Genomic DNA, 21,039 nt, shown 5'->3' with positions numbered 1-21,039 from the left:
GTTATTAGATAATTAGCATGGCATCACCATAACTAAAGAACCTGTATTTCTCTTTGATCGCTACTTGATAAGCATCCATGATTAAATCATATCCACCAAATGCTGCTGCATTCATCAATAACGTTGATTCTGGGAGATGAAAATTGGTCAACAAAGACTTAACAATTTTCGGTTCGTATGGAGGGAATATGAATTTGTCCGTCCATCCCTCATTGGCCTTTAATCTGTCGCTGGCTGATACCGATGATTCTAGTGCACGTAGTACCGTTGTACCAATAGCACAAACGTTCTTTTTCGTGTCCAGTACATTATTGACGATGTCCGCTGTGGCCTCTGGTACTATGAAGTTTTCAGAATCCATTTTGTGCTTTGTGAGGTCTTCCACATCGACGGGTCTGAACGTTCCCAAACCTAAATGTAGGGTGATAGGGTTGACGTCTACGCCAGCTAGTTCGAGTCGTTTGAGAACTTGCATAGTGAAGTGAGCTCCTGCAGTAGGTGCAGCCACTGCGCCGACTTTGTCCGCATAGATTGTTTGGAATCTTTCACGATCTTCAGGCTCTGTCTTACGTGCGATCTCTTTAGGTAAAGGAGTTTCTCCTAACTCGTCGATCGTTTTGTAAAATTCCTCATCTGTACCGTCAAATAAGAAACGAATGGTTCTACCTCTAGAAGTAGTGTTGTCAATGACTTCTGCCACTAGGTCTCCTTCACCAAAGTATAGCTTGTTTCCAACTCTGATTTTTCGAGCAGGATCTACCAGTACATCCCATAGGTGTAGCTCTTTATTGAGTTCTCTTAGTAGAAATACTTCGATTTTAGCGCCAGTCTTTTCTTTGTTTCCGTATAGTCTTGCGGGAAAAACTTTTGTGTCATTAATTATGATGCTGTCTCCTTCGTTGAAGTAATCAATGAAGTCAGTGAAGACTTTGTGCTCTATTTTACCAGAGTCTTTATGAATCACCATCATTCTGGCTTCATCACGATTTTCGGTAGGGTATAGGGCTAGTAGTCCTGGAGGCAGGTCAAACTTAAATTCTGATAATTTCATTCGCTAAAATTTATTGGATTGGTACCCAGATTGAATATTCCTTGAGAAGAAAATAGAATCATTCAAATTGTGTGTTTAAACAAACGCAAACTACGTTCATCTTAAAAATGAGAGGGCAAAAATAGCAAATTAATTTGATGTTTTATAACACCGGTAGATTTAAAATACTCGATAAACAAAAAGGACTCGCTAGCGAGTCCTTTTTGTTTATCGGAGACAGATATCTGTCCTGTTTTTTTGATTATTCTGCAACAAGGCTGTCAGCCTCTTCTGTAGCCAAAGAGTCAGCTTCCATTTCTACAACTGTAGAGTCAGCTTCCATGGTTTCTTCAGGAGTAGTTTCTACTACTTCTACTTCCTCTTCAGTTACTTCTGCAGTTTCTGTTGAGCTACTTTTTGATTCACAAGATGCTGCTGCTAGTGTGAAGACAAATGCAATAATTAATAAATTAACGTTCTTCAAAATTTTCATTGGTAATAAGTTTTGATTTAAGTGCATGAAAGTATGTCCTTAAATCCGAATTGTCAAATCTTGATCTGTACTTTTTTAATATTTAATTTAATTATTCGGTAAAACAGTTCGGAATATGTGGTTACGCAGTTTAATCATTAAATTCATTCATCGTTTTCTGGGCTCCAATCGTGCAGAATGATAAGGCCATGTCTGCAGCTTTGTCAATTTTGAGTGGTAGGTCTATCATTTCATCTTTAGAGAAATTTGATAGTACATAGTCTGCTTGTTGGCCTTTGTGGAAATTATCTCCAATACCAAATTTGAGACGAGCATAGTTGTTACCACCTGTAGAGTCATCTATGCTTTTAAGGCCATTGTGACCTGCATTGCTGCCCTTTAGGCGCATGCGTAGGTTGCCGTAGGGTAGTGCTAGGTCGTCTAGTATAACGAGGACGTTTTCTTTGGGTATCTTTAGTTCCTGCATCCAGTAGTTGACCGCTTTGCCACTCAGGTTCATGTAGGTCGTCGGTTTAATGAGGTGGATCGTTCGTCCCTTATGTTTAATCTCTGTTTTGTTGGCTAGTTTGAGATGCTCGAAGGTGGTGCCTTTGTCATCAGCAAGTTTGTCCAGTACTAGAAAACCGATGTTGTGTCTGGTTAATTCATATTCTGGGCCGATGTTGCCTAGTCCGACGATTAAGTATTTCATGTATCAGAGTAGATTAATTTTTCTTTGAACCTGTAATTTAGTCAATGGTGTAAAAAAAATCCTGTTCGGTGAGGAACAGGATTTGGTATTTTTAAAATGAAGTTTGAATTATGCTTCAGTAGTTTCCTCTTCACCTTCTTCACCTTCGTTAAGCTCACTTGCAGATTTACCTCTAAGTGCTCTTGGGATTTCAGCTACTGCGATAGATGCTTGCGGCGCATCTTGGATTTCGTAGTTTTCAGGAGTCAAGTCACCCACTTTAACTGCTTTACCGAATTCAAGCTTACTGATGTCAACATCAATGTGCTCAGGCATGTTTTTAGGCAAAGATTTGATAGAAAGAGTTCTTCTCTTTATGATCAAAGTACCACCGTTTTGAACTGCTGGAGATTGACCAGTGATATGTACTGGGATATCCATTTTAATGGTTGTACCTGCTGTCCACTTTAGGAAGTCTACATGTAGTAGTGTTTCACTTACTGGGTGGAATTGAAGATCTTGCATGATTGCGTCATACTCAGTACCTTCTACGTTCACTTTTACAAAGTGAGCCTCAGAGGTATAAACCAATTCTCTGAAAAGTATAGCTGGAGCATAAAAATGGGTCTGCTCACCTTCACCATAAACTACACATGGAACCATTCCTTCGTTGCGTAATTTTTTAGAGTCAGCTTTGCCGAGATTTGCTCTTTTATACCCTATAATCTCAATCGTTTTCATAATTATATATTTATTGTTCAAATAATTTGCTAATAGATTCGTGTCCATGGATTCTTTTGATTGCGTCAGCAAACAAAGGAGCCATACTGGCCACATGTATTTTGTCTGAGCTTCCTTTTAAAGGAATACTGTCAGTTACCACCAGTTCTTCTAGAGAAGAATTGTCTACATTTTCATAGGCACTGCCAGACAGGATAGGGTGTGTACAAAAAGCTCTGACTGATTTAGCACCTTTCTCCTTGAGAAGATTTGCAGCTTTGGTCAAAGTACCTGCTGTATCGATGATGTCATCGACTAGGATTACATTCTTGTCTGTGACATCACCTATCACTTGCATAGAGGCCACTTCATTGGCTCTTTTTCTGTGTTTGTCACATACGACCATATCAGCCTTGAAGAACTTGGCAAACTCTCTCACTCTTTTTGTGCTTCCTACGTCAGGAGCGGCAAAAATGAGATTGTCAAGATTTAAGTTGTTGATGTATGGTACGAAGATCATACCTGCGATGAGGTGGTCTACTGGGATGTCAAAAAATCCTTGGATTTGATCCGCATGAAGATCACATGTCATCAGTCTAGTCGCGCCAGCTGCTTGAACCAAATTGGCCATAAGCTTCGCTGCGATGGATACTCTTGGTTTGTCCTTTCGGTCTTGACGAGCATAGCCGTAGTAGGGAACAACCAAGTTGATAGTTTTAGCACTTGCTCTTTTGGCAGCATCTATCATCAGTAATAGCTCGATGATGTTGTCAGATGGCCCGTTAGTAGACTGAATTAGAAAAACGTCACAACCTCTAATAGATTCATCAAAGCTGTAATAAAGTTCTCCGTCACTAAATTTTCTTGAGGTGGATTTGCCTAAATCTTGACCGTAGTGCTTTGCGATTTTTTGGGCGAGGGCATCTGATCCAATACCTGCAAAGAGTTTGACTGATGATGACATTTTCTGGTGTTTAGTATTAAAAAAATCCCGGCATTAGAGCCGGGATTTTTCTGTTGGTCTACTAGGGCTCGAACCTAGACTCTTCTGGACCAAAACCAGACGTGTTGCCAGTTACACCATAGACCAATCATTTGCCCCTTGATTTGGGAGTACAAAAGTAGAATTTAGTTTCAATAAATCAAACTTTCATTGATAAAATTCACCTTAATTTTTACTCTTTTTTAGTTATGCTTTGATATCCAATCTTTTGCATTCATGAAAGCTTGAATCCATGGAGTCACTTGATCCTTTCTATCTAAAGGGTAGTGTGCCCAGTTCCATGAGAAAATCGATCGTTCTAAGTGAGGCATCATTGCGAGATGTCTGCCGTCTTTGGAGTAGATACCAGCCACATCATAGTCTGACCCATTTGGGTTGGCAGGGTAGGCGCTGTAGTTGTATTTGAGACAGGTACTGTATTCGTTTTCTGCGAGTGGCAGCTCAAACTTTCCTTCCCCATGTGCTACTGCAATACCGAGACTGCTGCCAGACAGGTTGCCAAGCATGATGGAGTCATTGTCTGGGATATTGACGGATAGGAAGGTCGATTCGAATTTACCCGATTCATTGTGCTGCATTTTAGGATGGTTTTCCATTTCAGGGAAAATTAGTCCAAGCTCCATCATTAGCTGACACCCGTTGCATACGCCGAGGCTCATCGTGTCTGGTCGTGCATAAAAATTCTTGAGTGCTTTGTTGGCTTTCTCGTTGTGTAGAAATACTCCAGCCCAGCCTTTGGCCGATCCTAGTACGTCGGAGTTGGAAAACCCTCCTACAAATACGATCATGCTGACATCTGAGAGATCGTCTCTGCCAGTCATCAAATCGGTCATGTGTACGTCTTTGACATCAAAACCTGCAAGATGTAGGGCGTATGCCATTTCTCTATCTCCGTTGACACCCTTCTCTCTAATGATGGCTGCTTTGATACCGCTAGACGTTTTTCTATGTTGATCTAAACCAAGGTCTGTAAGTTGTCCTTTAAAGTTTTCAGGAAAATTGTAGATGAGGGGCTGTACCTCATAGTTGTCAAAGCGGTCTTTGGCTAAGTAAGGCTTTGTTTGATGGGTGTCTAGCAGGTACGAAGTTCTCATCCAAGTGTCTCGTAGCTCGTCGATGTTTAGGTGAATTTCTTCTGCATCTGATTTGACAATGAAGCTGCGTTCGTGATTGATCTGCCCGAGTGTGATGTAGTCAAGACCTGAGGCAGAAATTGCTGCTTCTTCAATGTCTCGCACTTGTAGTACTACTGCAGGACTTTCACTAAATAGGACTTGGCTCATCGATTGATCAAATGAGGACAAGTCTACCGTTGCTCCACTGCATATTGCAGGGAAATGCATTTCTAATAAGGTTGTGATTAGCCCACCTGCAGATACATCATGACCTGCCAAAACGTGATTTTCTTTGATCAACTGCTGTATAGTTGCAAAGGTCTTGATGAAGTGTGTGGGTTCGGGTGAACCTGCTGGAGTGTTGCCTAGCGAGTTTTTGGTTTGAGCATAACTAGAGCCGTCTAATGAGAATTTATTGTCGGATAAGGGGACGTAAATCAATGAAGTATTAGGAATCTCTTTGATGTCTGGAGTGACTGTCAAGTTGATGTCGCTGACTTCTGCTACGCTGGAAATAATGACAGTACCTGGCGAGTCCACTGTTTTGCCATCGCTATACTTTTGTGTCATTGATAAGGAGTCCTTTCCTGTAGGGATGTTGATTCCCAGTGCAATGGCATAGTCGCTGACAGCTTTGACCGCATTGTATAGCCTTGTTTTTTCTCCTTCGGTCTTGGTAGGCCACATCCAGTTGGCGCTCAGGGATATTCCTTCAAACCCATGTGTCTGTGGTGCGAATACCAGGTTGGTCAATGCTTTGGTGATGGCCAATTGAGAGCCTTTGACAGGATCACAGATGGCTGCTACGGGAGCGTGTCCTATAGAAGTTGCGATCCCTTTGTTGCTGGCAAAATCCATCGCCATGACTGCCACGTTGTTGAGAGGGAGTTGGATCTCTCCACAGGTTTGCTGTGTAGCGACGCGTCCTGTGACGGATCGATCTACTTTGTTGGTCAACCAGTCCTTACATGCTACTGCTTCGAGTTGTAGGAGATGGTTGAGGTCCGATTCGAAGGTTTCATTGCTTGCTGTGACCGCTTTGTACTTTTTGTTGAGCGTTTTGTCCTCTAAGATAGTTTTTGGCGAAGAGCCAAACATTTTGTCCAGTCCCCAATTGACTGCTGCTTTTTCTTTTCCTTCACGAGCAAAGGTGAACTGCATGTCTCCGGTAGCTTCTCCTACTTCGAAGAAAGGAGCTCTTTCGCGAGCAGAGATTTCTTTGAGTTTTGGGATGGCAGATGCAGGAAGTGCGAGTCCCATTCTCTCCTGTGATTCGTTTCCGATGATTTCCTTGTCCGAAAGGGTAGGGTCGCCCACAGGGAGTTTGTTGATGTCTATTTTTCCTCCCGAATCTTCGACGAGTTCAGATAGACAGTTGAGGTGACCTCCTGCTCCATGGTCATGTACAGAGTGTATTGGGTTGTCGTCACCCTCGACCATCGCACGGATGGCGTTGGAGACTCTTTTCTGCATTTCAGGGTTGGAACGTTGGATGGCGTTGAGCTCGATCGCATTGGCAAACTCTCCCGTAGTGACCGAAGATACAGCACTACCTCCCATGCCGATGCGGTAGTTGTCACCTCCCATGATGACGATTTTGTCACCTGTCAGTACTTCTTTCTTTTGGGCGCTTTCTTTCTTGCCATAACCTACACCTCCAGCCATCATGATGACCTTGTCAAAACCTTGCGTTTCGTTGTTTTCTTCGTGCTCAAAGGTCAAAACACTACCACAGATGACTGGCTGACCAAATTTGTTACCGAAATCACTCGCGCCGTTGGATGCTTTGATGAGTATCTCTAGAGGAGTCTGGTAGAGCCAGTCTCTGGCTTGTATGTTGTTTTCCCAAGGCTTCTTGCCGTCGAGTCTTGGGTAGGATGTCATGTAGACGGCTGTGCCTGCGAGCGGGATGCTGCCTTGTCCACCCGCCATACGGTCTCTGATCTCTCCTCCCGATCCGGTGGCAGCACCGTTGAAGGGTTCTACGGTCGTTGGGAAATTGTGGGTTTCCGCTTTGAGCGAAATGACCGAATCAAAATCCTTGGTCTCGAAGTAGTCAGGTTTGTTTTGTGTCTTGGGAGCGAATTGCTGTACTCTCGGTCCTTCTATGAATGCAACGTTGTCCTTGTACGCCGATACGATTTTGCCTGGAGTGGCAGCAGATGTTTTCTTGATGAGTTTGAAGAGGGTGTCTTCTTTTTCTTCCCCATCGATGATGAACTTGCCATTGAATATCTTGTGACGGCAGTGCTCAGAGTTGACTTGTGAAAAGCCAAATACTTCACTGTCCGTTAGTTTGCGTTCGAGATCGGTCGCTACTCCTTCCAAGTAGGTGACTTCTTCGTCGCTCAGTGCTAGTCCTTCGGCTTGGTTGTAGGCGGAGATGTCGTCAATCTCTAGGATGTCTTCTGCGTCCTTGCTGATGATGAAAGTCGACTGATCTAATGTGTCGTATTTCTGGTTCAGCATGGGGTCAAAATTCCCTCCGGTGAAAAATTCCTCGATACGATAGATGCCTTCTATACCCATGTTTTGGGTGATTTCTACGGCGTTGGTGCTCCATGGAGTGAGCATTTCTTTTCTCGGTCCGATGAATGAGCCTGAGATGGAATCCACCTCCAAGTGCGTCGCTTCACCAAAAAGCCAATTGAGCTTTTCTATGTCAGTGGATGATAGTTGAGATTGTGAACCTACGAGGTAGTAGGTGGAGTCATTTTTCTTGAATATTGAAATCATCTATGGAAGGACTTTAATAAGCCGCAAAAATAGAAGTATTTAGGGAATTTATGGAGTGATGGCTGTTGAATATTTGAAGACGGTGGTTTGGCACTTGTAGGCTCTAATCACCAGAGGGTAGGTGGTGGGGGGCGTTATGGTCGTGGTGCAGAAGGTCTTGGATGAGAGGAGTGGCGTTCTGTACGAGTTTGTGGTGGCCGTAGGGAAGGATGTGTGTGTGGTTTTGCGGGATTTGGGCCAAGAATCTATGATGTGCCTGAGGAGCTATGATCCTGTCTTTTGTTCCGAAAATGAAGGTGATTGGTAGCGATTGGCTATGGATGAGTTGGAGCAATTCCTTTTGTGACATGCCAAAATATTTGAAGGCTGTCCATGTGTGGTAGACGAGGGTACGGTGTGTCGCAGATTGCAGTTGTGTACGAGCAAATTTGAAAAGAGAAGGGTTGAGGATGCCGGTTGCTTCGAGGCGATTCATCATCCAGAAAAAGGACGTGGGGTGCGACATCCAATACCGAAAGAGCCGGCAGATCAAGGGTGCAGTGGCGAGTTGGTAGGAGAAGCGTTTGACAAGGCCGTCTGCTGCGACGAGGATTACCTGCTCGACTCGCGAGACGAAGCTGGATAATGTCGCCAGTGCAAATCGGCCGCCCATCGAATAGGCGAGAAGAGAGAATCGGTCAATCTGCAGTTCGCTGAGAAAGTCTGCGAATAGTTCTTTCCACTCGGGAGTGCGTAGGCGTCCCGGTGCATAGGGAGAACGACGACTGCCTCCATGATAAAAGAGGCGGATGGAGACCAGGGTGTGATTGGGTAGGTGCTCTTCTAAGCAGGCAAAGCTGTCCGTATTTTCTCCAAAACCATGAAAGCATATAAGTGTCTGGTTTCCAGTGCCAAAAGTCTGGTATTCTAATTGTGCCCCAGAGGCATGTGAGTAAATGGAAATGGGCATTTTCAAGTTTAATGAAAAAATAATGGAATAACCGAACCCTAAATCAAATCACACCGTAGAAACTCAGGAAACTTTTAGGAAGTCAGTAGTTTCCTAGGTTTCTTTGCCAAAATGATTTGTAAGATTCACGATAAGATAAAGGAAACAGCGGGACAGCTGTTTAGTAGATACGGGATTAGGAGCGTATCGATGGATGATATTGCCAGGGAGTTGTCTATATCCAAAAAGACAATCTATCAGAACTTTAAAGACAAGGATCAGATAGTGATGATGGGAGTGGAACAACACATCGAAAAGGAGAAGAAGGAGTTTGGAGAGGTGATGCGTGATGCAGAGAATGCTATCGATGAGATACTTCGTTTTTCGAAATGCTTGCGCAAGAATATTGCAGAGGTGAACCCGACGGTACTGTTTGATCTGAGGAAATTTCATCCTCAGGCTTGGGAAAAGTGGTTGAGTTTTAAGAACGACTTCATCAAAAGGACGGTGCTGTGTACCATTGAGCGAGGCAAGAAGGAGGGATTGTTTAGAGAGGAGATCAAGGCAGATATCCTGGCGACCTATCGAATAGAGACAATTGAGATGACTTTTGATCCGAAGATTTTTTCGACGGAGAAGTATGAATTTATAGAGCTGCAAATGGAGCTGTTGGAGCATTTTGTCAGAGGGATGCTGACCAGAAAAGGATACGATGTATACGAAGAATTGAATAACACCATAAATAATGAATAGGAATAAACGAACAAGTGTCACACTAGTACTGATGATGTGGCTGCTATCTACTGCTGGATATGGCCAAGAACAACAAACGAGCTTCTCGCTGGAAGAAGCGGTCAATTTTGCTATTCTCAATAACCAAACTGCAAAAAATGCGAGGTTGGATATGGAGATCGCAGAGCGGCAGGTCGACGAGATCGTCTCGACAGGCTTGCCACAGGTCAATGCCAATGCGGATTTTACGTACAACTACAAGATTCAGGAGATGGTCTTGCCAGCGAATACTTTTGATCCTACGGCAGATCCTAATGCTACGATTGCCACGGAGTTTGGGATTGATTACACCTCTACTTTTGGTTTGTCGGCGACTCAGATGATTTTTGATGGTTCGTTTATCGTCGGACTGGAGGCTGCCAAGACCTTTACAGAGCTTTCCAAAAAAGACAACATCAAGAACAACATCGATGTAGCAGAAGCAGTGTCCAAGGCCTACTTTGGTGTGTTGGTCAACCGGGAGCGTTTCGAACTTGTCAAAAGCAACTTTGCCCGGGTAGACTCTCTACTCAATGATACGCGCTTGCTGTACGAAAGTGGTATGGCAGAGAAGATAGACGTGAGTCGTGTCAAGGTGCAGTACAACAACTTGAAAGTAGAGTTGGACAACTATGAGGCAGTGGTGCATTTGACCGAGTCTTTGCTCAAATTTCAGATGGGCTTGCCCTCCAATGCTACCGTAGAGTTGACAGATGATATTCAGAGTATCAACTTTTTTGACTTCAGTCTAGCCAATGACTTTTCGTACGATCACCGGATCGAGTATGCTCAGCTCAATGTGCGTCAAGATTTGAATGAACTAGATATCAAGAACGTCAGAGCACAATACTATCCCAAAGTTGATCTCTTTGCCAGCTACGGTCGCAATACAGGGAATACAGAGTTTAGTGGAGTGTTTACGGACCAGTGGTTTGGCGCGGGCGCAGTAGGGCTTCGGTTTAGTATGCCCGTTTTTGACGGCATGATGAAGCGTCGACAAGTGCAGCAAAAGCAATTGGCAGCACGGCAAATCACCAATCAGTTTGAGTTGCTACAGTACAATATCGACTATGAGATCGAACAGGCAGAGGCCAATTACCGCAAGCAAGTAGAGAACATCGAAGCACAACGTGAAAATATGGATCTCGCCCGAGAAGTCTATGACGTAGCAAAGATCAAATACGAAGAAGGTGTAGGGTCCAACATCGAAGTGATCGATGCAGATCGAGAATACAAAGAAGCACAAACCAATTTTTACAATGCTGTCTATGAGGCATTGATATCCAAAGTAGAATTACAAAAAGCATACGGAGTACTGCTATAACAACCGATGAACGATCCATATAAAAAATCAAAAATGAAGAATACTGTACTAATACTAACGGTCCTGTTCCTAGTCGTGGGATGTGGCAAGAACCAATCGGTCAGCGATCTGATAGAAGATGCTGACGTAGAAAAAATCAGAGAAAGGAAGAACGAATTGTCTCTGAAGCAAAAAGAAATCGAAGCGGAGATTGCGTTGTTGGACGAGGCGATCATGGGGCAGTCTGAGGAGAAGTACTCGCTCATCACTACACTCCAAGCCAAGCAGCAGGAGTTCGTGCACTATGTGGAGTTACGTGGAGATGTCGCGACCAAGAAGAACGTATTGATCTACCCTGAAGTGTCAGGAGTGCTGCTCAAAGTCTACGTCGAAGAAGGACAGTCTGTCAAAAAAGGGCAGTTGCTTGCGACGATCGACAATGGGGGAGCAGCGAGTCAGTTGCAACAGATGAAGACGCAACTGGAGCTCTCCAGAACGACCTACGAAAGACAAAAGAGACTATGGGAACAAAAAATCGGGACGGAGATCCAGTACCTACAAGCTGAGTCTAACTATGAGGCGCAGAAAAAATCGGTGGAGCAGATGCAAAGCCAATTGGGGAAATTTAGAATCACTGCGCCGTTTTCGGGACTTATCGATGACGTGATCAAGGACGAAGGAACAGTGGTCGCTCCGACGGGGCCAGGTTCGGAGGTGTTCAGAATCATCAACCTCTCCGAGATGCGTATCGAGGTACCAGTGCCCGAAAACTTCATTGCGAGCATACACTCAGGGACCAAAGTGATCGTCTACTTCCCGGTACTGGATGAGACTGTAGAGTCAACCGTGAAGCAGACAGGGAATTTTATCAACCCAAACAACCGCTCGTTCAACGTGGAGATCCCTGTGCCCAATGACAAGAAAAGTATCAAGCCAAACATGACGGCTCAGGTACGTATCAATGATTACTCTAGTCCAGAAGCTATTTTGATTGCACAGAGCGTGATTTCTGAAAATGCCGAAGGAGAACAGTACGTCTACGTGGCTACCGATATCACCAAAGAAAATGTAGCCGTAGCGCAAAAGAGAATCATCACTACAGGAAAGACACAAGGAGACGATGTGGAAATCTTATCTGGAATCAAGGCAGGTGAAAATATCATCCAAGAAGGAGCTAGAAGTGTGAAAGACGGCCAGAAAGTTAAAATTCTAACAAGATAGTAGATGGATAATCAAGTCAATAATAAGAACAAAGAGTTTCGGTTGGCCTCATGGTCCATCGATAATCCATCAGTGATCTATGTGATGATTGGGATATTCTTTTTCATCGGCTTGTCGGCGTATTTCGACATGCCACGGGAGGATTTTCCAGAGATCATCGAGACCAAGATATATATCAGTACTCCCTATCCGGGAAATACTGCCGAAGATATAGAGCGGCTGATTACTGATCCTCTGGAGGATGAATTGAAAAACATCAGCAATGTGGTGGAGATCATCTCTACCTCACAAGAGGATTATTCGATCATCACTGTGGAGTTTGATGAGGAGATCACCGTGGAGTTGGCCAAGCAAAAGGTCAAGGACAAAGTTGATGGAGAGAAGGCCAACGAAGACTGGCCGCTGTTCAATGATGCCAAGGTAGAACCGAATGTGTTTGACCTGAACCTCTCAGAGGAAGTGGCAATCATGAATATCAACATCTCTGGAGACTATCCAGTAGATCGACTCAAGGAGTATGGTGAATACCTCGAGGATGAGATCGAAAATTTGCCCGAGATCAAAGGGGTAGATATCCGTGGGGCACAAGAGAAAGAAGTAGAAGTAGCGGTCGATATTTTCAAAATGATGGCTGCCAAGGTGAGTTTCGATGATGTACTCAATACTATTCGAAATGGAAACATGACGCTCTCTGCCGGGAATATCAAAACCAGTGGTCAGCGCCGTACCATTCGCATCATTGGTGAAATCGACAACCCTATGGAGTTGGAAAACTTCGTCGTGAAGACGGAGAAGAACTCACCCGTGTACCTAAAAGATGTGGCCAAAGTCAGTTTTAAAGAAGAAGATAAAACGACATATGCTCGTGAATTTGGTCACAGCGTAGTGATGCTAGATGTCAAAAAGCGTGCAGGAAAAAACATGATTCACGCAGCAGACGAAATCAAATTGATACTCCAAGATGCACGGGAAAATTACTTTCCACATGACTTGACGGTCACTGTGTCGAACGATTCGGCCCCTCGTACGCTCAATCAAGTAGAGGACCTGGTCAACAACATCATATTTGGTATTCTACTAGTGGTTGTTGTACTGATGTTCTTCTTAGGTTTTCGCAATGCCTTGTTTGTCGGGTTTGCGATCCCTATGTCGATGTTCATGTCGTTCATGATCCTCAATCTCATGGGTTACACACTCAATACGATGATACTTTTTGGTCTCATCATGGGACTAGGGATGCTTGTTGATAACGGGATCGTGGTAGTCGAAAACGTCTACCGTCTGATGGAAGAAGAAGGGATGTCTCGAATCCAAGCGACCAAAGTGGGTATTGGAGAGATTGCCTTTCCGATCATCATATCTACTGCTACTACGGTGGCGGCTTTTGTTCCGCTCGGACTGTGGCCTGGGATATTTGGGCAGTTTATGAAGTACTTCCCGATTACCTTGTCGGTCGTGTTGGGCTCGTCCCTATTTGTGGCGGTATTCATGAACTCCATGTTGGTTTCCAAGTTTATGGAAATAGGCGACAAAGAATTGAGCCTCAAGAGCCTCATTCGCTTGACGATTATTCTGGTTGGGTTTGGTACATTCATCATGATCGTGGGAGGTGATGCGCGTGGCTTGGGTACGCTGATGATATTCACGGCGATATTGTTTTGGGTCTACAAATATGCGATCAAGCGATTGGCGAATAAGTTTCAGAGAAGTGCGTTGGTCAAATTCGAGAATTTCTACGAAAAGCAACTGCTCAAAGCGGTAAGAGGAAACAATGTATACTGGTACTTCGGAGCAACTTTTATTTTGCTCATTGCTTCGTTCGTGTTTTTTGGGATGTCAGTAGGAGGAGGGAGAACCAAAATTGAGTTCTTCCCGGACAATGTGCCGAACCAGATCATCGTCTACATCGAGTATCCTCAGGGTACAGCGATCGAAAAGACGAACCAGATCACCAAAGAGATAGAAGAGAAGATGTACTCTATCCTCAATGCCGAGGAGTACTTGGATGAAAATGGGGACAATTTCCTAGTGGAGTCTGCAGTCTCTCAGGTGGGCGAAGGAGCAGGAAATCCACAGACCGACGGTGGTTCAGCGGCAGAGATGCCTCACCGTGGCAAAATCACCGCTTCGATGCGTGAGTACAAGTACCGCCGAGGCAAAGATACGGAGGAGTTGAGACAGAAGGTCCAAGCAGGATTGACAGGGGTCTACCCTGGAGTAGCTATCTCTGTAGAGAAAGAGGCCTCTGGCCCACCTGCAGGATACCCGATCAATATCGAGATAGATGGCAAGGACTATGATGAGCTGATCGTCACTGCAGAGAAAATGAGGAATTTCATCAATGAGAAAAATATCGATGGGATAGAAGAACTCAAAATTGACGTAAACAAGGACAAGCCTTCGATGGTCGTAGATGTAGATCGTAAAAAAGCTGGAGAATTGGGCGTGGCAGTAGGCCAAGTAGGGAGTCAGTTGAGACGATCATTGTTCGGCGAGAAGGCTGGTGTCTACAAGAAATACGGCGATGACTATGATATCAATGTGCGCTTCAACGAGGATTTGAGATACAATACGAGTGCGTTGTTCAATCAGAACATCATCTTCAGAGATCAGTCTTCGGGACAGTTGAAAGAAGTGCCGCTATCGACCATAGCTTCGCATCGCAATACCTCTGCTTTCAGTGCGATCAAGCGTAGAGATACGCGTCGTGTGGTGACGGTATATTCTGGGTTGAAGCCGGGCTTTACTGATGCTGGTGCGATCGTGTCAGAGATTCGTGATGAAATGGCGAGTTTCACTGAGCTGCCTGAGGGGGTACGCATAGACTATACAGGACAGCTCGAGGAGCAAAACAAGCAAATGACCTTCTTGGTGGGGGCGTTCTTTACAGGGCTCGGATTGATTATGCTGATTTTGATTTTCCAATTCGGGGGTGTTTCCAAGCCAGCGATCATTATGGTTGCCATCTTTTTGAGTTTCATAGGCGTGTTTGGAGGATTGATCATCACGGGGTGGTCATTTGTGATCATGATGACCATGATGGGGATCATCTCTCTCGCAGGTATCGTGGTGAACAATGGCGTAGTGCTACTTGATTATACACAGCTGCTCATCGATAGGAGAAAGGACGAGCTGAACATGCCGAAGGAAGAATATCTCTCCAAAGCTGAAGTGAAGAAGGCAGTAGTCAAAGGTGGGAAAGCGAGGTTGCGCCCTGTATTGTTGACTGCCATCACGACCGTGCTTGGGTTGGTGCCATTGGCCATAGGACTCAATATTGACTTCTTTGCATTGTTTACGGAGTTCAATCCTCATATCTACATGGGAGGAGACAATGTGATCTTCTGGGGACCATTGGCTTGGACGGTGATCTTTGGTTTGATCGTAGCGACATTCTTGACGCTGATCATTGTACCGGTGTTGTTTACGATAGTTTATAGGATGAAATTCTGGTTTTACACGAGACGAGTAAAGCGAGCGTAGATTTTAAAATTGATATAATGTAAAGCGAGGGACTCATGTCCTTCGTTTTTTTTATGTTCATTTTTGTCGAAAATGGGTCTAATGAGTGGTCTAGTTTAGCCTTTAGAAGCGGTTTATACTAGACTCAACTTAACTGTAAATGTAGTGCCCTTATTGGGTTCAGAGTCGCAACTTAGTTCTCCTCCGAGAAGACCAATGTACTTATCCACTATGGAGAGGCCAAGACCTGTGGATCGTTCGCCTGCGGTTGCTTTTGCAGTCAGTACTTGGAATTTTTTAAACATATTCTGCTGATCCGAAGCGGTCATACCGGGGCCTTCATCTGAAATGTTCGCAATGGCTAGGTGGTTTTGCGCAACTAGGTTTACATATACTTTTTTGCCGTGCGGTGAAAATTTAATGGCATTAGATAGAAGGTTTTCAAATACATGGAATAGGTATTGTTCGTCTCCCAAGACTGCTATTTCATTCGCCAAATCAGTGACGATTTCAATTTTTTTGGATAACGCTTGGGTTTGATAGTTACCTATGACATGGAGTAGAATCTGACTCAAGTTAATCCGTTCGAACTGTTCGGAAGTTTTCGATTCTATTTTTTCAATATCTAGTATGCGTGTGACCATTTTATTGAGACGACTGGACTCGGTAGCGATATGTTCGATCATTCGCAGTTGATCCGCATTGAGGTCTTCTTTACTCATTGTCAGGATTTGAGATAGCCCTGTGATATTATTGATCGGTGCTCTCAAGTCATGGGAGAGGATGTGGATGAAGTTGTTTTTTTCTTCATCTCGACTAACGAGTTCTTCATTTCGCCGTGAGAGTAATATGTTTTGTTGCTCTATCATCTGGCGGTGTTTGGTTAGAATCTCATTTGCTTTAGATTTTACACGATTGCTATTGTAGAGGAAATATGCGATGGTGAGAACCAGAACTATAGATATGAGTAGGATGTTTTGTACGTGATTTTGCTCTGCGGCTTGTTTTTCTTTTTCATCCAATTCATGATTTATGAATTTTTTCTCTTCTTGCAATAGTACTACGTCCTCATTTTCGCCTTCTGCGATAGAGTGGATTAGCTGGTTGACATCATCACCCAAGTACTTTCGTATCCCTTTGGTTTTTAGGATCTCAAATTCCTCACTAGCTAGGTATTCATTGAATGGGGTATGCCAGTCACTATTTATATTAAAAATGAGGCAATAGCCAAACCCTTTTTTTGATAAAAGATTTTGTCTTTTGATATTTTGGTTTTTATTGAGAGCCAAGATGTAACTCGGTAAATCTACGTAACCAAAGGTGTTTGCATTGGTAGCAATAGTCTGGATGATGTCATTGCTGGAGTTGATATGAGTGATGTTAAAGTCCACATTATGTTTGTCACGTAGCTCTCTCAGATAGATATCATAGGTAGTAGCTGGTACTGCTATGCCTTGATATTCACTGAACAGCGTAGAGAAGTCTTTTCTAGAGGTGAGGGTGGGAGCTTTTCGATTGGTAATGAATACTTGTATGTCAGGGAAATAGGGGACTGAAAACTTCACTTCTTTTTCTCTTTCAGGGATTTTGGAGATGATGTCTAGCCCCAGGTCACCTATCTGCGAGCTGTCTCGGATGTAGGCATAGATTTCTCTGAAGTTGTTTTTTTTCTTCCAATTTAATTTAAGATTATAACCGTATTTATTCTGAAGGTAGTATTTGAATCCTACCAGCATCTCGTACTCGAGCCCGCGTAACGTGCCATTTTCGTGAACGATTAAGAAGGGGTCAGTATTCCGGTAGTAGATCGTGATTTCGCCCTGTTCGTTTTTCTGAAAAGTCTCCCAAGATAGGTCTGACCCGCTCGACAAAAAGGAATACGCAATAAGGAAGGCAGTTAGCCAGATTATGTTTGGACTCTTTATCACGGTCTAAAGATATGTATTATGTCAAGGAAGATTTGTAATTAAGTCAAATTTTGAAACTACTATGAAGTATCTGTCTCTGCTTTTTTAAACTTTTTGATTATTTAGAGAATAATATTATATTTTTGTACTTTTAAAGGAAAGTGGGATTTGCTTTCATTCGATTATGAATCAACTATCAAAACAGATATTAGGTGCGTTTGATGAATGGAAAGAGGAACAAACCAAAAAGACAGAAATGATCGATCAGGCAAATAAAGAGACTAAGTCAAGTAAGCAGGTCAAGGATGTTAATGATTTCGATTTATACAATAAGATATATAATGAGAATATCCTATTGATGTATAAGGGAGCTATTACTTTCGACTTGGTGACTTCTGTGATAGAAACTTTGGATAGAAAGGTCGCTCAGGTAGAGTCTGACAAGAAGGTGCAAAAGCTGTTTTATAGCGCGGCTGTAGAAGTGGTTCATAATCTCTATCATCATATGGATGAGATCAAGGGGCAGTTCGAAGGGGTGTCAGAGCATGATGCTAAATCTGGATTGATTACTGTTTTAGCTAAAGAAAAATATTATAATATCCTTACGGGTAATTTTATTCCTACAAAAAATACTTACGACCTAAAAGCCAAAATCGATGAGGTCAATACGACGGATAAAGATGGATTGAGAGCGTTGTACAAGGAAACATTGAGTAATGGTCAGTTTTCGGATAAAGGTACGGCAGGGCTGGGGCTCATACAGTTGGCTCGTAAGACAGGAGAGAAACTCAATTATAAGTTTGATAAGGTCAATAGTGAATATTCTTATTTTACTTTTCAGATCAAAATTAATAGGGTGTAGGAATTAACAAAATAATAAACAAAAGGGGCTGAATTCTTGAATTCAGCCCCTTTTGTTTTAACACACATGGTAAATGTGTTAAATGAATTCTACGTTTTTCAATTCTCCATTGTGGTAACTGGCGCAGCGCATCGCTTGGCGGAGGACGCCTGGTTTGAGCATGGATTTATTGAGTAGCATACGTACGCACTCTTGGATACCTTCTATGATAGAGGGATGAGGGTGGATCAGTTCTGCCAACTCCCCGATACCTTTTCCCATGGATATTAATAGCGCAACTGCTTCGATAGAGCTAGAGGCGTGTTCGCCGACTACTCGCATACCTAGTACCCTCATTTCTTCATCGTTAGATACAATAATTTTCATGAACCCATCAGTATTTCTCATTGCAATAGCGCGTGATATACAGCTATAATCTAAACAAACGACCTTGTAGGATATCCCTAGTTCGCGGGCTTTGACCTCATTGAGACCTACGCCTGCGACTTCAGGTGCTAAGAACATGATCGTAGAGATGTTTTCGTAGATGAGCGGTCGTTCAGGTTCTCCAAATATTTTTTCGATGGCATAGCGGCCTTCTAGCTCTCCTACGTTTACCAATGCGATATCAGCAGTTATATCACCTACAGCGAAGATGTTTGGGATGGAGGTTTGGGTAAGGTCATCGATGATGCCCTTGTTGTCTTTGTTGATTTTGACCGACCCAGAGATTAGATTTTCGTAGTTAGGAACTCGGCCTACTGATACGAGTGCTTTTTCTACATGGAAGATTTCTCTGGACCCATTGTTGTACTCCAGTGTGTAGACCACCATGCCGTTTTCAATTTTCATGTCCACGAGCTGAGAGTTGCGATGTATGAGTACTTCTTTGCTCTCCAGGTTGCTTTCTATGATGTCAACAATGTCCGAATCTTCAAAGGGAAGAATCCGGTTTCCTTTGTCTATCATGTGAACTTTGGTCTGTCCAAAGTTGGAGAAGATGGTAGCAAACTCACATCCAATCACTCCCGCACCGACGATTACGATACTTTTAGGGAAGCTTTTTAGGTTTTCGATACCATCACTGGTCAGAATAGTTTCTTCATCTATGGGTATGTTGTCGAGTTTTCTAGGTCGACTACCAGTGGCGAGTATGATATTGTCTGCCTCGATTTCTATATCTTCTCCTTCTAGTTTTTTGATAGATACGACCGTATTGCCGACCACTTTTCCGATTCCTTGTACATAGTGGAAATACTCCCCTTGACTGTTGAGGTTGATGTTGTGCATGTGATGCTCGAGAAGGTCGCGGCGTTTGCCTACAGCTTTGTCTACTTCTGATTTGAGAATCTGAAAATTGTGGTCGGGACTAGGGACGTTGGTGGATTTGCAATGTACCCGAAGAGCGTAGGCTTCTCTGGATAACTCCCACCATGTTTTACTAGACAGTGCACCATTTTGTATTCCTGCACCACCTATTTTATTTTTTTCTATTAGAAGTACCTTTTTTTTGAAATCTACAGCTCTCATAGCCGCAGCGTATCCTGCTGGCCCTCCTCCAATTACACAGACATCATATTTCTCCATTCGAGTTGTTTGGTTTAGGTTGATAGATTGCTGGTTGAACTTAATATTAAGTAAATATTCCCAATTTCTGGAACGAAATTAGGGCTTATTGATTCCTGTCAGATCACACTAGGATTATTCTTATATTAGTTATTATTGTGGTTATAAACGTAGCCCGATTCATATGCTCGCAAGAAATATAGTAGCTCTTTTCCTTACCATTGTCTCTTTGGTTATACTCTATCCAGGGCTCACTTTTCCGATGTTGAACATTACTGTATCTACCGAACTACCTATATTAGGTAAGACCTATTTTCTTGACCAATCACAGAGTGTTTTGCAAACCATTGATACGTTGTATAGTAGTAACAATCGTTTTGTAGCGATGTTGATTTTATTATTCAGTATTGTCGTGCCTATAGTCAAGGGTGTAGTAGTTGTTTCTGTCTTGCTGGTTAAGCAATTTGGACTGAAAATTAAACTATTCAAACTAGTCCATGCGATAGGTAAATGGTCCATGGCAGATGTCTTTGTTGTTGGGGTTTTTATGGCGTTTTTGTCTTCACAATCGAACGGTTTTATCGAGGCTGAACTGCTCAGTGGATTCTTCTATTTTTCTACGTATTGTTTACTTTCTCTATTGGCCATTCAGTTGGTTAAACTGCCCTTAGGAGAACCAAAATAGCGAGTCGTTGAACTAGGTATGTTTACGTAGTTTTTATGGAGGGCTAGATGCTTCAGTGTACGGATTATCAATAAAAGCTTATTCTAATATTAATATCTTCAACGAAAGTTTGATATTGTTGAAATTGTTAACACTTTTGAATCTCAATTATGTCCAGAGTGAAAAAGCTAAAGTTGAGAACAGATTATCGTTACGACTTTCACTTGATAGGAATAATTTCAAAATCCAAAGAATATACGGTTTCATGGGCTGTTAATCAAGCACTTGGGATCGTATTGAAAAAGGAATCGGATTTAGAAATAGAGATGAAAAATCAAGGTGTGATTCGTGTATCTAACTATCAGTTTGAAGACGATCTGTTGCGATACGCTCTATTGTCGAATGTCCTGATTCCCGGACCAACAGGGACCCAAAAACTACTTGTTCCGTCACTTGGAACTTTTGACTACTTATTGAAGATAGAGGAGTTTGAAGAAGCTTCGGATTTAAGTACTGTCTTTACCCAGCTGAGGAATGCAGCTAAAATAGATTCCTTGGTCAAGTTAGACGTCAATAAAATTAAGGAAAAGGAGAGTTTTTTATTTTAAC

At 43.0% G+C, this 21,039-nt stretch carries 16 protein-coding genes and 1 tRNA gene; 7 read left to right on the top strand and 10 right to left on the bottom strand.

Translation table 11 applies throughout. The annotated features are described in order from the left end of the window. Positions 1 to 4: 4 nt before the first annotated feature. The 8 genes from queA to BUB99_RS03890 form a co-directional block, all read right to left on the bottom strand. Positions 5 to 1,051, bottom strand: a complete 1,047-nt coding sequence (queA, locus tag BUB99_RS03925) for a tRNA preQ1(34) S-adenosylmethionine ribosyltransferase-isomerase QueA (RefSeq protein ID WP_073119579.1) — start codon at positions 1,049 to 1,051, stop codon at positions 5 to 7. 241 nt (positions 1,052 to 1,292) lie between these two features. Beyond that, complete coding sequence (locus BUB99_RS03920) at positions 1,293 to 1,523, bottom strand: hypothetical protein (RefSeq protein ID WP_139280886.1); 231 nt, start codon at positions 1,521 to 1,523, stop codon at positions 1,293 to 1,295. Positions 1,524 to 1,653: 130 nt separating this feature from the next. Continuing rightward, positions 1,654 to 2,214, bottom strand: coding sequence for an aminoacyl-tRNA hydrolase (gene pth, locus BUB99_RS03915; protein WP_073119577.1), 561 nt, complete (start codon positions 2,212 to 2,214; stop codon positions 1,654 to 1,656). A gap of 108 nt (positions 2,215 to 2,322) precedes the next feature. Further along, on the bottom strand, positions 2,323 to 2,934 hold the full coding sequence (locus tag BUB99_RS03910) for a 50S ribosomal protein L25/general stress protein Ctc (RefSeq protein ID WP_073119576.1): 612 nt from the start codon (positions 2,932 to 2,934) through the stop codon (positions 2,323 to 2,325). 10 nt (positions 2,935 to 2,944) lie between these two features. Continuing rightward, positions 2,945 to 3,877 carry a ribose-phosphate pyrophosphokinase gene (locus BUB99_RS03905; RefSeq protein WP_073119575.1) on the bottom strand — a complete coding sequence of 311 codons (933 nt, stop codon included), beginning with the start codon at positions 3,875 to 3,877 and terminating at the stop codon, positions 2,945 to 2,947. Positions 3,878 to 3,930: 53 nt separating this feature from the next. Continuing rightward, positions 3,931 to 4,003 (bottom strand) — tRNA-Gln (locus BUB99_RS03900). Between the two features lie 95 nt (positions 4,004 to 4,098). Further along, on the bottom strand, positions 4,099 to 7,767 hold the full coding sequence (gene purL / locus BUB99_RS03895; protein ID WP_073119574.1) for a phosphoribosylformylglycinamidine synthase: 3,669 nt from the start codon (positions 7,765 to 7,767) through the stop codon (positions 4,099 to 4,101). A gap of 103 nt (positions 7,768 to 7,870) precedes the next feature. Further along, positions 7,871 to 8,716 carry an alpha/beta fold hydrolase gene (locus tag BUB99_RS03890; RefSeq protein ID WP_073119573.1) on the bottom strand — a complete coding sequence of 282 codons (846 nt, stop codon included), beginning with the start codon at positions 8,714 to 8,716 and terminating at the stop codon, positions 7,871 to 7,873. A gap of 111 nt (positions 8,717 to 8,827) precedes the next feature. Here BUB99_RS03890 and BUB99_RS03885 point away from each other — a divergent pair, with 111 nt between their 5' ends. Genes BUB99_RS03885 through BUB99_RS03870 form a run of 4 tightly spaced genes read left to right on the top strand, consistent with a single transcriptional unit; the run spans position 8,828 to position 15,473 of the window. Then, complete coding sequence (locus tag BUB99_RS03885; protein WP_084190330.1) at positions 8,828 to 9,448, top strand: TetR/AcrR family transcriptional regulator; 621 nt, start codon at positions 8,828 to 8,830, stop codon at positions 9,446 to 9,448. Then, positions 9,441 to 10,790 carry a TolC family protein gene (locus tag BUB99_RS03880; protein WP_084190329.1) on the top strand — a complete coding sequence of 450 codons (1,350 nt, stop codon included), beginning with the start codon at positions 9,441 to 9,443 and terminating at the stop codon, positions 10,788 to 10,790. Before BUB99_RS03885 ends, BUB99_RS03880 begins: the two co-directional genes overlap by 8 nt. Positions 10,791 to 10,823: 33 nt before the next feature. Then, positions 10,824 to 11,990: an efflux RND transporter periplasmic adaptor subunit gene (locus BUB99_RS03875; protein WP_073120579.1), complete on the top strand. Its 1,167-nt coding sequence runs from the start codon at positions 10,824 to 10,826 to the stop codon at positions 11,988 to 11,990. Between the two features lie 3 nt (positions 11,991 to 11,993). After that, on the top strand, positions 11,994 to 15,473 hold the full coding sequence (locus tag BUB99_RS03870; RefSeq protein ID WP_073119572.1) for an efflux RND transporter permease subunit: 3,480 nt from the start codon (positions 11,994 to 11,996) through the stop codon (positions 15,471 to 15,473). Positions 15,474 to 15,586: 113 nt separating this feature from the next. Here BUB99_RS03870 and BUB99_RS03865 read toward each other — a convergent pair whose 3' ends face one another. Continuing rightward, complete coding sequence (locus tag BUB99_RS03865; RefSeq protein WP_084190328.1) at positions 15,587 to 17,380, bottom strand: ATP-binding protein; 1,794 nt, start codon at positions 17,378 to 17,380, stop codon at positions 15,587 to 15,589. Between the two features lie 163 nt (positions 17,381 to 17,543). Between BUB99_RS03865 and BUB99_RS03860 the strand changes: the two genes are divergently transcribed. Further along, positions 17,544 to 18,221 carry a SiaB family protein kinase gene (locus BUB99_RS03860; RefSeq protein ID WP_073119570.1) on the top strand — a complete coding sequence of 226 codons (678 nt, stop codon included), beginning with the start codon at positions 17,544 to 17,546 and terminating at the stop codon, positions 18,219 to 18,221. Positions 18,222 to 18,299: 78 nt separating this feature from the next. On the opposite strand, the gene BUB99_RS03855 is transcribed toward BUB99_RS03860, so the two are convergent. Continuing rightward, the gene (locus BUB99_RS03855; RefSeq protein WP_073119569.1) at positions 18,300 to 19,787 is read right to left on the bottom strand and encodes a dihydrolipoyl dehydrogenase family protein; all 1,488 of its coding nucleotides are present in this window, start codon (positions 19,785 to 19,787) and stop codon (positions 18,300 to 18,302) included. Positions 19,788 to 19,950: 163 nt separating this feature from the next. On the opposite strand from BUB99_RS03855, the gene BUB99_RS03850 reads away from it, so the two are divergent. After that, positions 19,951 to 20,451, top strand: coding sequence for a paraquat-inducible protein A (locus BUB99_RS03850; protein ID WP_073119568.1), 501 nt, complete (start codon positions 19,951 to 19,953; stop codon positions 20,449 to 20,451). 158 nt (positions 20,452 to 20,609) lie between these two features. Then, complete coding sequence (locus BUB99_RS03845) at positions 20,610 to 21,038, top strand: IPExxxVDY family protein (protein ID WP_158584015.1); 429 nt, start codon at positions 20,610 to 20,612, stop codon at positions 21,036 to 21,038. Position 21,039 lies beyond the last annotated feature (1 nt).

The organism is Reichenbachiella agariperforans (genome assembly GCF_900142205.1).
Lineage (GTDB): Bacteria > Bacteroidota > Bacteroidia > Cytophagales > Cyclobacteriaceae > Reichenbachiella > Reichenbachiella agariperforans.
Note: the sequence above shows the minus strand (reverse complement) of the source record. Positions and strands in the feature narration are given on the sequence as shown.